A 13,118-nucleotide genomic window follows, 5' to 3' on the forward strand; every position below is an offset into this window, starting at 1 on the left:
GCCAAATCGATAATCCTCATTGTCCGCATAAGCAGGATTTATGGCGATGGGATTTCCCCCGATGACGGCACGCGATCTGGAGCGGCTCGGCCACCAGCTTGACTGGAACCTGCTGCGCACCTTCATGGTGATCGTGCAGGAGCAGGGCGTGACCCGCGCGGCCCTGCGCCTCGGCCTGACCCAGCCGGCGGTCTCCCAGGCCCTGAAGCGGCTGGAGGAGCAGATAGGCCGCTGCCTGATCGAGCGCGGGCAGGGCCGCTTCCGGGTGACCGAGGCGGGCGAGATCATCTACGCCGAGGTGCTGGAGATCTACGGCAACATCTCCCGCTTCGCCGTGCTGATGCGCGACATCCGCGAGGAGATTTCCGGCCACATCCGAATCCTTCTGGCCAGCCGAATCCAATCGCTGCTGTTCGACGCCCTGCTGGAACGCTTCCACGCCACCCACCCGCAGGTGACCTTCCGGCTGGACGTGATGGCGAGCGCCGACGTCCACATGGCGATCCAGCAGAAGACGGGCTCGCTCGGCCTCTGCCTGATGCGGGAGCCGCCGCCGCTGGTCGAGCACGCGCTGTTCGCCCGCCAGATCTATCGGTTGTATTGCGGGCCGCGGCACCCTCTGTTCGGGCGCACCGGCCTGACCCTGAACGACCTGCGCAGCGAGGGGTTCGTGTCCTTCACCTCCGACCAGATCGGCGGGGTGCTGTCGCCGCTGGCCGTCTTCCGCGCGCAGGAGGGAATCGAGAGCCGGATCGTCGGCGCCTCGGTCAATCTGGACGAGGTGCGGCGGATGATTTCCGTCGGGCTGGGAATCGGGCCGCTGCCCCGGCATGTGGCGGAGCGGGACGTGCGCGACGGCCTGCTGTGGCCCCTGCCGCCGGAGGAGGGGGTGGCGCCGGTGGACATCCATCTGCTGTGGAATCCCGCCTCGAAAATGAACCGGGCGGAGCGCGCCTTCATCGAGCACTGCCGCGCCGCCATCGCCGCCATCCCCCTTGACCGCCGCTTCGATCAGGGCGCGGTGGACGAATGGATCGGCGGCCAGTTCGGCGGCGGCTGATTCCGTCGCCTGGAAGCAGTTTCCTGTCCGGGGGCGTGTGGGGATGTTGCGTCCGCGGCGACACGAATGTTCCTGCGGCCGGCTTGATGTTTTTCAAGCACAGGCAAAGTCTTGCGCAATAATCAAGTGTGACAATTTGCCGTTGGACCCACTTGGGTTGCAAGGTACTGTCCGCCGAACAACTGGCGGGGCCACGGTTCTCCGTGTTCCTGATGTTCCGCCGGTCCATGTGTTGCAACGGCAACCGGCTCAACAGGCACCCAGGCGGCAATGAACATGGCGAGGGCTTCACGCCGGACATCGTATCGGAACCGGGCTGCCGGACGGCTTGCGAAGCCGGGGCGGGGCGTTCCCTGCGGACCCGTGGGGCTGGACGCGCTGCGTTCGCCGGTCTGGCTGTTCGGGATGGAGGACGGCGGCCTGCGCTGGGCCAACGGCAGCGCGCGCGACCTGTGCGGGCCGGCGGCGGACCGGCTGGTGCTGCCGGAGGAGGCGCGGGCGCGCCTCGCGCTCCACCGGGCGGCCTTCGCGCGGGGGGAGGCGGTGACGGAACGGCTGACCTTCCGAACCCGCCGCGGGCCGGTGGCGGTGGATTGTCTGTGCTCCGGCTGGAACGAGGGCGGGCGGGCCGGGCTGCTGGTGGAAGGGCGCCCGACGCCCGAAGAACGGCCTGCGGTGGCGGACGCCGGACCGGCCGGACCGGCCGAACCGGACGACTCCCGTGCACGGCTGGACGCCGTTCTGGCCAACGCGCCGGTCGGCATCCTGATCGTGGACGGCGAGCGCCGCATCCTGCGCCTGAACGAGGCGATGGCGGCCATCGTGCACCGTCCGATGGAGGCGATGACCGGGGCGACCACGCGCGTCATCTATGGCGACGAGGCGGTCTACGAGGACATCGGGCGCCGGGCCTACCCGGTCATGGCGCGGGGCGAGACCTTCGACGACACCATTCCCATGCGCCGGGGCGACGGCGGCGAGATCTGGTGCCGCATCATCGGGCGCCGGATTCACAAGGAACTCCACGCGCTCGGCTATGTGTGGATCATCGAGGACGTGACGGTCCGCCGCCGCGCCGAACAGACGGTCAACGACCGCATCGCCTTCCAGCGCGTCCTGCTGGACACGGTGCCGGTGCCGATCTTCATCCAGGACGTGTCGGGCTTCTACACCGACGCGAACGCCGCGCTGGAGGACTGGCTGGGGCTGGACCGGCAGGCGCTGTTCGGCAAGATGGTGCCCGACCTCGCCCCGCAGGACCTGGCCGATCTGGACGACGCCGCCAACGAGGCGCTGCTGTCCACCGGACGGACCCAGACCTTCGAAACGCAGGTCCGCTGCGCCAACGGCGCGCTGCGCGACGTGGTGGTCTCCAAGGCGGTCTATTGCCGGAACGGCGACAAGCCGGCGGGCATCGTCGGCGCGATGGTGGACATCAGCGAGCGCAAGCGCGCCGAGCAGGCACTGCTGGAGCGCCACGCCCTGTTCGAGCAGATGTTCGTCTCCAGCCGTGCGGTGAAGCTGCTGATCGACCCGGCCAGCGGCGTGATCGAGGACGCCAACCCGGCGGCGGCGGCCTTCTACGGCCATGCGCTGGAGGCGCTGCGCGGCCTGCCGCTCGACGCCATCGGCGTCCCGCCGGGGGAGGGGGCGCCGGAGGGGCTGGTGTCCGGCCCCGGCTGGGTCCGGCACGAGGGCAGCCTGACCGTGCTGAGCCGTCACCGCCTGGCGTCGGGCGAGGTCCGCGACGTGGAGATCTACGGCAGTCCGGTGCGGGTCAACGGGCGCCGTCTCCTGCTGTCGCTGGTCCACGACATCACCGAGCGCTGCCGGGCGGAGGCCGCCCTGCGTGGCAAGACGGAGGAGCTGGAACGCTCCAACGCGGAGTTGGAGGCCTTCGCCTACGTCGCCTCGCACGATCTGCGGCAGCCGCTGCGCACCATCAACAGCTACCTGACGCTGCTCCAGAGCGATCTGGCTGGAACGCTGGAGGAGGAGACGGCGGAGTACATGCGCTTCGCCCGCGACGGCGCACAGCGCATGGACCGGCTGATCGTGGACCTGCTGGAATACAGCCGGGTGGGGCGCCGCGCGCACGGTCTCGGCCCGGTGGATCTCGGCGGCGTGGTGAGCACCGCGCTGCTGAACCTCCAGGCCGCCATCGGCGAGGCGGCGGCGGCGGTGGCGGTGGCGGACGCCCTGCCCCTGGTGGCCGGCGACGAGAACGAGCTGGTGCGGCTGTTCCAGAACCTGATCGGCAACGCCGTGAAATACCGCAGGGCGGACACCGCCCCCGTCGTCCGCGTCACCTGCCGGCGCGAGGGAGCCCAATGGGTCTTCGGCGTGCGCGACAACGGCATCGGGATCGCGCCGGAGCATCGCGAGCGCGTGTTCGGCATCTTCCAGCGCCTGCACCGCCGCGACGAGTATGAAGGAACCGGGGTGGGGCTCGCCGTCTGCAAGAAGATCGTCGAGCATCATGGCGGGCGCATCTGGGTGGAGGCTGCGGAGGGCGAGGGCAGCCACGTCCGCTTCACCCTGCCCGTGGAACGGCGGAGCGAGCGGCCCGTGGGAGGAGCCGAATGACCGCGCTGCCCGCGCCGGCGGCCCTGGCGCGCCTGGACGGCCCGCTGCGGCGTTACGGCTGGCTGGCCGCCGGCCAGCTTCTGGTGACGGTCCTGCTGGCCGCCGGCTTTCTCTGGGTGGACAGCCTCTACACCCGCTACCTGATCGCCGAACGGCGTGCGGCGGCGGCCCTGACCGCCGTCAGCGCCGCCAGCACCCTGTCCAGCGCGGTGAACGAACGGCTGGCGCTGGTGCGCGGGCTGACCGCCTTCGTCGGGGTGGAGGCTCATGCCGGCACGCTGGACGCGCAGTTCGCGCCCTTCGCGGAGGGGCTGCGCCGGTCGGTGACCGGCGTGCGCGGCGTGTCCGCCGCCCCCGGCTTCGTCGTCCGCCACATCCACCCGCTGGACGGCAACCAGCGCGTCTTCGGCACCGCGCTGCTGTCCGATCCGCGTCCGGGCTATGCCGAGACGGTGCAGCGGGCGCTGGTGACCGGCGACGTTACGGTCTATGGCCCGGTCGATCTGATGCAGGGCGGGCGCGGGCTGATCGCGCGGCAGATCGTGTTCGGCAAGGACCGCCCCTGGGGGGCCGTGGGCATGGTCTTCGACCTGAAGCCCATCCTGGACGAGGCGCGGCTGGAGGCCATGCCGCAGGACCTGGCCTTCCTGCTGCGCGCCGAGACCGGCGTGGTGGTGGCGGGGGAGGGGGCGGTGCTGCGCCAGTCGCCCATCGTCGAGACGATCACCCTGACCGACGGCACCTGGGAATTCGCCCTGGCCCCGCGCGCCGGCTGGCTGGCCGCCGCCCGCGCGGAGCCGGCCTACACCGCCTTCCTGGGGGTCTTCGCCCTGCTGGCCCTGATGACCGAGGCGCTGGCCTATCTGATGCTGAGCCGGCGCCGCACGCTGGAGCGGCTGGTGGAGCGGCGCACCGGCGAGCTGGACGGCCTGAACCGGGAGCTGGAGCGCTTCGCCTACGTCACCGCCCACGACCTCCAGGAACCGCTGCGCGCCATCGCCAGCTACACCCAGCTTCTGGAGCGCCATTTCCAGGGCCGGCTGGACGAGGAGGGGGCGGAGTTCATCCGCCAGATCGTGGACGGCGCGTCGCGGCTGAAGATGCTGCTGCGCGACGTCCAGCTCTTCCTGGCGGAGGACCGCGTGCCGCTGTGCATCCGCCCGATCGCGGCGGGCGAGGCGCTGGACAGCGCGCTGGCGATCCTGGACCGGCGCATCCGCGAGACCGGGGCCGTCGTGGCCGCCGAAGGGCTGGGCGCGGTGATGGCCGACGAACGCCGCCTGCGCGAGATCCTCGTCGTCCTGCTCGGCAACGCGGTGGAATACCGCCACCCCTACCGGGCCGCCGAGATCGCCGTGGTGCAGCGGCGCGACGGCAAGCAGGACGTGATCGACGTCCGCGACAACGGAATCGGCATCGAGCCCCAGTACCGCGAACAGATCTTCGAGGTCTTCCGCCGCCTGCATTCGCGCGAGGAGCATCCCGGCACCGGCATGGGGCTGGCCATCGCGCGCAAGATGGCGGAGCGGATGGGGGGCCGCATCACGCTCGAATCGGCGCCCGGCGTCGGCACCACCTTCTCCGTTCATCTTCCGCACGCCCGCCTGAGAGAAACGTCATGAACCAGCCCGCAGGCATCGTCACCACCAAGGCCGCGGGCATGGCCCGCCGTGCCTTGCGGCCGCCGCGCTGACGGCAGAGAGGGCAAGGACACCCCCATGGATCACCACCCCCAGAAAACCATCACGATCCTGCTGGTCGAGGACGACGACGCGGACGCCGGGCTGGTCATCCGGGCCCTGCGCCCCTATGCCCGCCGCTTCGCCCTCACCCGCGCCACCTCGCACCAGGAGGCGCGGGCCTTCCTGCTGCGCAACGCCTGCGACGTGGTGCTGCTCGACCTGTCGCTTCCGGACAGCTTCGGCTTCGACACGGTGCGGCGGATGCGCGGCGATGTGCCGTCGCTGCCGCTGGTCGTGCTGACCGGGCTGGACGACGAGGACTTCGCGCTCCAGGCGCTGGCCGCCGGCACGCAGGACTATCTGGTGAAGGGGCAGGCCGACGGGCCGCTGGTCTGGCGGGCCATCCAGCACGCCATCGCCCGCAAGCGGCTGGAGGAGCAGCTCCGCCTGTCCGAGGAGAAGCTGGCCGGCATCATCGCGCTGGCCCAGGACGCCATCCTGACGACCGACGAGAATTTGAACATCACCCTGTTCAACCCGGCGGCGGAGCGGCTGTTCGGCTACGCGTCGGACCAGATCGTCGGGCGTCCGGTGACCCTGCTGATCCCGGAGAGGGTGCGGCACAGCCACGCGATGTTCGTGACGACCTTCGCCGAATCCAACGTCACCACCCGGGCCATGTCGGACCGCGGCGAGGTGACCGGCCTGACCTTCGACGGGCGCGAGTTTCCGGCGGAGGTCTCCATCGCCAAGCTGCAGCACCCCAACGGCATGCTCTACACCGCGGTGGTCCGCGACATCTCCGAACGCAAGCGGGTGGAGCAGGAGCTGCGCCGCATGGCCACCACCGACCCGCTGACCGGCCTGTGGAACCGCCGCCGCTTCATGGAGCTGTCGGAGGTCGAGCTGTCGCGGCTGCGCCGCTATGGCCGGCCCGTGTCGGTGCTGATGCTCGACATCGACCATTTCAAGGCCATCAACGACACCTATGGCCACGCCGCGGGCGACGAGGCGCTGTGCCTGCTGACCGGCCTCTGCCGGTCGGAACTGCGGGAGACCGACCATCTGGGCCGCCTGGGCGGTGAGGAATTCGCCGTTCTGCTTCCGGAAACCGGGCTGGACGAGGCGGCGGACGTCGCCGAGCGGCTGCGCCGGTGCCTTGCGGGCAGCGCGTTTGCGCTGTCCGGCGGAATCACGCTGCGGATGACCGTCAGCGTCGGCGTGGCGTCCTGCGCCGACGACGACACGACCGTCGACCGGGCGCTGGGGCGGGCCGACCGTGCCCTGTACCGGGCCAAGAACAGCGGACGGAACCGGGTCGTCACGGAAACGGCCGGTCCGGATTCCGGGGCCGGCGGTCCGCCGGTCCAACCGGACTGATCGGGGGATGACATGGTGAGTGCCGCCGCAGCCGGCCCGGAAGTCTCCGCGCCGGTGACGACCCCGTGCCGTTCCTTCCACGCTCTGGTGATCCTGCCGCTGCTGGTGGTGGCGCTCGGCGCCGTGCTGGTCGGGGCGGGCGTCTGGGGCGTCGTCCACAGCCTTGAGCGGGAGCGGGCGGAGATCGTCCAGGCGAAGGAGGCCGACGCCGCCAATCTCGCCCGCGCCTTCGAGGAGAGCATTCGGCAGACGGTGCGGCGGCTGGATCAGGCGCTGATCCATCTGCGCGCCGAATACGCCGCGGCCCCCGACGCCTTTCTGGTGCGGGCGAAGGACTGGCAGCGGAGCCTCTACGCCGATCTGGCCTTCCAGGTCGGCGTGATCGGCCCGGACGGGCGGCTGCGCTTCTCCAACCTCGGCGTGGTGCCGTCGCCCATCGACCTGAACGACCGCGAGCATTTCGCCGTGCACCGCCGCTCCGGCGAGGACGCGCTGTTCATCAGCCGCCCCATCCTGGGCCGGATGTCCGGCAAATGGTCGATCCAGTTCACCCGGCGGATCGTGCAGCCGGACGGGAGCTTCGGCGGAGTCATGGTGCTGTCGGTCAATCCCGCGGACCTGACCAGCTTCTACGGCCCCGCGGAGCTGGGCCGGCAGGGATCGGTCATGCTGGTCGGGACGGCCAACCGGGCGGTCCTCGCCCGTGCGTCGGCCATTCCGTCGGATGCGGCGGGCGTGGGCAGGACGCTGGTGGACCGTCCCTATCTCGATCCCGCCGGGCCGGCCAACACCATCCACTACCTCGCGAGCGAGGTGGACGACGTGGTCCGGATCGTCGCCGCCCGGCGGCTGAGGGATTACCCGCTTCTGGCCATCGTCGGCCTGGGGTGGGAGGAGCTGATGGCCCCCTATGAGGAGCGCCGCCGGGACGTTCTGACCGCCACCGCGGCGGCCGGTGGGGCGGGGATGGCGGCGATCCTGCTCATCGCCTGGCTGATCCGGATGCAGATCGCCCAGCACCGCCGGCTGGTGGAGGCCCAGCGGCAGATCGCCGACAGCGAGGAGCGCTGGCGGCTGGCGCTGGAGGCGGTGGGCGACGGCGTCTGGGACTGGAACGCCGCGACCGGCGAGGTCTTCTTCTCCCGCGGCTGGAAGAGCATGCTCGGCTACGGCGAGGATGAGCTGGCCAACCGGCTGGAGGAATGGGAGACGCGGGTGCACCCCGAAGACTGGGCCGCCGCGCAGGCCGACGTCCGCCGCCACCTGGACGGCACCACCCCGGTCTATGCGAACGAACACCGCGTCCGTTGCAAGGACGGCGCCTACAAGTGGATTCTCGACCGCGGAATCGTCGTCCGGCGCGGGCCGGACGGCAAGGCGCTGCGCATGGTCGGGACCCACACCGACATCACCCGGCGCCGCCAGTCGGAAGAGGCTCTGCGCGGCAAGACGGTGGAGCTGGAACGCTCCAACGCGGAGCTGGAAGCCTTCGCCTACGTCGCCTCGCACGACCTGCGACAGCCGTTGCGCACCATCAACAGCTATCTGGCGCTGCTCCAGAAGGATTTGGACGGAACGCTGGAGGAGGAGACGGCGGAGTACATCCGCTTCGCCCGCGACGGCGCGCAGCGCATGGACCGGCTGATCGTGGACCTGTTGGAATACAGCCGGGTGGGGCGCAAGACCCGGCCTTTCGCCCTCTGCGCCGCCGCCGGCATTTTCGCCACCGTGCGGGACAATCTGAGCGAGGCCATCGCCGAGGCGTCGGCCACCCTCTCCATCGCGGAGGAGCTGCCGGTCCTGTGGGGCGACGAGAACGAGCTGGAACGCCTTTTCCAGAACCTGATCGGCAACGCCGTGAAATACCGGGTGGCGGGCCGCCCGCCGGAAATCCGGGTCGCCGCCGCCGCCGAAGCGGAGGGCTGGCGGTTCACGGTCCAGGACAACGGAATCGGCATCGCCCCCGAACATTTCGAGCGGATCTTCGGCATCTTCCAGCGCCTGCACGGGCGCAGCGAATATGACGGAACCGGAATCGGGCTGGCGGTGTGCAAGAAGATCGTCGAGCATCACAAGGGGCGGATCTGGGTGGACTCCGAACCCGAGCGGGGAAGCACTTTCCATGTGCTGCTGCCGCTTCCCAAGGCGGACGCCCCATGAGGGTGCGGCCGGGAGGGAAGAGGCCGGCGGATCGACCGGTGAGCGTATGGCGGCTATGACATTCCGTCATCGTGGAATTCCGGAAGGGTTCCGCTATCATCACGGCGCTTTCGGGACCGCCCTGTGGCGGCCAAGACAGGAATCCGAGACATGAGCAACGCCTCCTTCCACATTCTTCTGGTTGAAGACGACCCCGCCGACGCGGGGCTGGCGAAGCGGGCGATCCGGCAAGGGCGCATCCTGTGCGACGTGCATCACGCCGTCGATGGGGTGGAGGCTCTGGCCTATCTGCGCCGCGAGGGGGAACGTTACGCCAACGCACGGCGCCCGGACCTGATCCTGCTGGATCTGAACATGCCGCGGCTGGACGGGCGCGGTGTTCTGGCGGCCATCAAGCAGGACGTGGATCTGCGCAACATTCCCGTGGTGATCCTCACCACGTCCGACGTGGACCGCGATGTGGAGGCGATGTACCAGCTCGGCGCCAACAGCTTCGTGACGAAGCCGCTGGACCTGCAGGACTTCTTCAACGCGATCAGCGGGCTGGAGAACTACTGGTTCGAGATCGTGAAGCTGCCGGCGAAGTAAGGGGCGCGCGCGGCGTCACCGCGCCCGTGTCTTCATCGTCATCAGGTAGGCGACGATATCGTCGGTCTCCTCCCGGGTCAGGCGGATGTTCGGCATGACCGGGTGCGAGGTGCGCAGATAGCTGCGCAGCGCCATCTCCGTCACCCCCGGATCGGCCAGCCGCTCCGTCAGGTCGGGCGCTTGGGCGTCTTCCTCCATCGCCGGCGGCTTGGCCGTTTGCCGCGCCGATACGCGGTGGCATTCCCCACACATCTCTTCGGTCAGTTGGCGGCCATATTCGACGCTGCCCGGCCCATCCGGCGCGGTTTGCGCCGCGAGCGGGGCGGACAGGGCGAGTGTTGCCATGGAGAACAGCAGACCGGTGGCCCGCATGGCGGTGCCTCCCTCCGGACGCAGCCGGAATCATCAGAAAAAACTAATGAAAAACCATGGTAGAGCGACGCGTCTCCTTCTGTCCATTCCCCGGACGGGATAGGACAGAAAGCGCAAACAAAAATTCCCGATCTTTTTGCTGCGTTTTGAGAAGGGCAAGGATTCCTTTTGAAAAACAGCGACTTCCCAGAGTCTTCGCAAGAGATGCGCGGGATCTCACAAAAATGCCCCGCCAGGACCACGCCACTTATTGGTAGGAGCGTCATATGCCAAAGGGCGAAAACGCCAAAAGCTCATACCTGAAGCCAAGACCCAAAGAGAGTATTGACTCATGGCCGATCTGTACGGACCGAAGACGCTGACGGCTCCCGCTGGGGCGATCGTCATTTCACCGGGCGCCAACATCCAGTCCATCGTCAACAGCGCTCCCACCGGTGCCACCTTCTGGCTGCAGCCGGGCGAATACCGCCTTCAATCGATCACGCCCAAGGACAACCAGACCTTCATCGGGGCCGAGGGCGCCGTGCTGAACGGGTCGAAGCTGCTGACCGGCTTCACCCAGGACAGCGCCGGGCGCTGGGTGGTCGGCGGGCAGACCCAGCAGGGCGAGCGCCGCGCGACGGACGAGGCGACGCCCGGCGCGATGCGCGCCGGCTACCCGGAAACCGTCTATGTGGACGACAAGCCGCTGACCCCCGTGGACGCGCTGTCGAAGCTGAAGGCGGGAACCTTCTACTTCGACTACAACGCCGACAAGATCTATCTCGGGGACAACCCGGCGGGTCACAAGGTCGAAGCCGGGACGACCGCCCACGCCTTCAGCGGCACCGCCGACGGGGTGACGGTCAAGAACCTCGTCATCGAGAAGTACACCCCCCCGGCGCAGGAAGGCGCCATCCAGGGCGACGTCAACTGGACCATCCAGAACAACGAACTGCGGTTGAACTACGCGGTCGGCGCCACGGCGCAGGACGGCAGCAAGTTCATCGGCAACTACGTCCACGACAACGGCGAGATGGGCCTGGGCGGCGCCGGGGCCAAGATCCTGGTCGAAGGCAACGAGATCGCGCGCAATGGCGCCTGGTCGGGCATCGACGTGTTCTGGGAAGGCGGCGGCACCAAGTTCGCCTACACCACCGATCTGGTGGTCCGCGGCAACTACTCGCACGACAACACCGGCTTCGGGCTGTGGACCGACATCGACAACGTCGGCACGCTGTACGAGAACAACGTCCTCGTGAACAACAGCGGCGGCGGCATCACCCACGAGATCAGCTACGACGCCGTCATCCGCAACAACGTGATGGTCGGCAACGGCGCCAAGCCACAGGCCGAGGGCTGGCTGTGGGGCGGGTCCATCCAGATCCAGAATTCGCAGAACGTCGAGGCCTACGGCAACAAGATCGACATCACCGGGGTCAAGGGCGCCAACAGCATCGTGATGATCCAGCAGGACCGCGGTGAAGGCGAATTCGGAACCTGGACCACGACCAACAACAAAATTCACGACAACATCATCGTCTCCAAGGACGGCAACGGCCAGTCGGGCGGCGTGGCCGACCACAACGAGGCCGGCATGCTGAACGGCGGCAATGTGTGGGACAACAACACCTACTACATGCCGGACGGCGACCGCTGGCGCTGGGGCGACTTCCCGGAGGGGGACAGCTGGTCCGCCTACATGAACGCGACCACGCAGGACGAGCACTCCACCCTGTCCCAGGCCTATCCGTCCACCGCCGGCTGGACGACCGTCACCCCCACCACCCCGACCACGCCGCCGGCCCCCACCCCGACCGACACCACCGCGCCCACGGTCAAGGTGACCATCGCCGACGCCAGCGTGACCAAGGGCGAGGCGCCGCTCGTCACCTTCGACTTCAGCGAGGACGTGAAGGGCTTCGCGCTCGCCGACACCACGGTGAAGGGCGGCACGCTGAGCGGCTTCAAGACGGTGGACGCCTCGACCTACACCGCCGTCTTCACGCCCTCGGCCAACACGAAGATCACCGACGCCAACGTGGCGGTGAAGGCCGGCAGTTACACCGACCTCGCCGGCAACGCGGGCAAGACCGGCTCCGTCGGCTTCGCCGTGGACACCGCCACCCCGACCGTCCCGACGACTCCCACGGCCAGCGTCACGACGATCAAGGTCAACGCCTCCGGCGCCGCCGCGGGCGGGGTGAACGCGCATTTCAAGCTGCTGGTGGACGGCAAGGCCATCGGCGACGCGACGGTCGGCACGACGGCGAAGGACTACAGCTTCACCACCTCGCTGACCGCCGGGCAGCCGCACAAGGTGCAGATCCAATACGACAACGACGGCTTCGTGAACGGGCAGGACCGCAACCTGTTCGTCAACAAGATCACCATCAACGGCACCGCCCACAACCCGACCGACAGCATCGTCAGCTACGACAAGGGCGCGCTCGACGGCAAGGACGTGGTCAAGGGCCAGTCCTCCATGTGGTGGGGCGGCACGCTGGTGGTGAACGCGCCCGCCGCGGAGTTCCCCGCGGGCGGCACCCTGCCTCAGGCCGGTCCGAGCGCCACGACGATCACCGTCAACGCCTCCGGCACGGCGGCGGGCGGGGTGAACGCCCACTTCAACCTGCTGGTCGATGGCCAGAAGGTCGGCGAGGGCGTGGCCGGCACCACGGCCAAGGACTACAGCTTCACCACCAGCCTGACCGCCGATCAGGCGCACAAGGTGCAGATCCAGTACGACAACGACGCCGTGGTGAACGGGCAGGACCGCTCGCTGATCGTCAACAAGGTGACCATCAACGGCAAGGCGGTCGCGTCCACCGACTCCATCGTCACCTACGACAAGGGCGCGCTCGACGGCAAGGACGTGGTGAAGGGCCAGTCCGGCCTGTGGTGGAACGGCACGCTGGTGGTCGACGCCGACAAGAGCTTCTTCCCCTCGGCCACCCCGGTGGGGGAGGCCACGGCCCTGGCGCTGGACGCCGGAACCGACAGCGTGTGGAGCCACGTCGCGGCACAGCAGGCGGCGACCGCCCCGGCGGCTCCGGCCGATGCGGCGGCCGCGGCGGGCAGCCTGGGCAGCGTTACCCTGGCCGACGCCGGCTATGATCCGCTGTTCGACCATCTCGACCCGTCGTTGCTGAGCCACGCGGCGTAACGCGGCGTCGCTGGAAGAAGCCCTCTCCCCCCTGGGGAGAGGGTTGGGTGAGGGGGGGCGCCCGGCAGGGCGGAAAAGCCCCGGTCCGCAACGCGGGTCGCCTTCGGCGCCCCCTCATCCCGACCTTCTTCCCAGGAGGGAGAAG

8 protein-coding genes are annotated in these 13,118 nt (G+C 69.1%); 7 read left to right on the top strand and 1 reads right to left on the bottom strand.

All coding sequences use genetic code 11. From position 1 onward, the window contains the following. The first annotated feature begins 61 nt into the window (after positions 1-61). From QSG27_RS03245 to QSG27_RS03270, 6 genes are all read left to right on the top strand, one after another. Positions 62-1,060 carry a LysR family transcriptional regulator gene (locus QSG27_RS03245; protein WP_306703713.1) on the top strand — a complete coding sequence of 333 codons (999 nt, stop codon included), beginning with the start codon at positions 62-64 and terminating at the stop codon, positions 1,058-1,060. A gap of 363 nt (positions 1,061-1,423) precedes the next feature. Further along, positions 1,424-3,646 (top strand): PAS domain S-box protein, encoded by a 2,223-nt coding sequence (locus tag QSG27_RS03250; RefSeq protein WP_306703714.1) that lies wholly within the window; start codon positions 1,424-1,426, stop codon positions 3,644-3,646. After that, the gene (locus QSG27_RS03255) at positions 3,643-5,268 is read left to right on the top strand and encodes a sensor histidine kinase (RefSeq protein WP_306703715.1); all 1,626 of its coding nucleotides are present in this window, start codon (positions 3,643-3,645) and stop codon (positions 5,266-5,268) included. Before QSG27_RS03250 ends, QSG27_RS03255 begins: the two co-directional genes overlap by 4 nt. 96 nt (positions 5,269-5,364) lie before the next feature. Next, positions 5,365-6,708 carry a GGDEF domain-containing response regulator gene (locus QSG27_RS03260; protein WP_306703716.1) on the top strand — a complete coding sequence of 448 codons (1,344 nt, stop codon included), beginning with the start codon at positions 5,365-5,367 and terminating at the stop codon, positions 6,706-6,708. Positions 6,709-6,723: 15 nt separating this feature from the next. After that, positions 6,724-8,868 (top strand): ATP-binding protein, encoded by a 2,145-nt coding sequence (locus tag QSG27_RS03265; RefSeq protein ID WP_306703717.1) that lies wholly within the window; start codon positions 6,724-6,726, stop codon positions 8,866-8,868. Between the two features lie 150 nt (positions 8,869-9,018). Continuing rightward, the gene (locus QSG27_RS03270) at positions 9,019-9,456 is read left to right on the top strand and encodes a response regulator (RefSeq protein ID WP_306703718.1); all 438 of its coding nucleotides are present in this window, start codon (positions 9,019-9,021) and stop codon (positions 9,454-9,456) included. A gap of 15 nt (positions 9,457-9,471) precedes the next feature. Here the strand turns inward: QSG27_RS03270 and QSG27_RS03275 are convergent, their stop codons facing one another. Next, entirely contained in the window at positions 9,472-9,828 is a 357-nt protein-coding gene (locus QSG27_RS03275; protein WP_306703719.1) for a c-type cytochrome, read from the bottom strand. A gap of 331 nt (positions 9,829-10,159) precedes the next feature. Between QSG27_RS03275 and QSG27_RS03280 the strand changes: the two genes are divergently transcribed. Continuing rightward, positions 10,160-12,973, top strand: a complete 2,814-nt coding sequence (locus QSG27_RS03280) for a carbohydrate-binding domain-containing protein (protein WP_306703720.1) — start codon at positions 10,160-10,162, stop codon at positions 12,971-12,973. Positions 12,974-13,118 lie beyond the last annotated feature (145 nt).

Origin of the sequence: Azospirillum isscasi, assembly GCF_030849505.1 — a bacterium.
GTDB lineage: Bacteria > Pseudomonadota > Alphaproteobacteria > Azospirillales > Azospirillaceae > Azospirillum > Azospirillum isscasi.

Bases quoted from the DNA above. Each gene is read 5' to 3' on its own strand.
- QSG27_RS03245 (WP_306703713.1), top strand. From the start codon at position 62: ATGACGGCACGCGATCTGGAGCGGCTCGGCCACCAGCTTGACTGGAAC.
- QSG27_RS03255 (WP_306703715.1), top strand. From the start codon at position 3,643: ATGACCGCGCTGCCCGCGCCGGCGGCCCTGGCGCGCCTGGACGGCCCG.
- QSG27_RS03260 (WP_306703716.1), top strand. From the start codon at position 5,365: ATGGATCACCACCCCCAGAAAACCATCACGATCCTGCTGGTCGAGGAC.
- QSG27_RS03270 (WP_306703718.1), top strand. From the start codon at position 9,019: ATGAGCAACGCCTCCTTCCACATTCTTCTGGTTGAAGACGACCCCGCC.
- QSG27_RS03275 (WP_306703719.1), bottom strand. From the start codon at position 9,828: ATGCGGGCCACCGGTCTGCTGTTCTCCATGGCAACACTCGCCCTGTCC.
- QSG27_RS03280 (WP_306703720.1), top strand. From the start codon at position 10,160: ATGGCCGATCTGTACGGACCGAAGACGCTGACGGCTCCCGCTGGGGCG.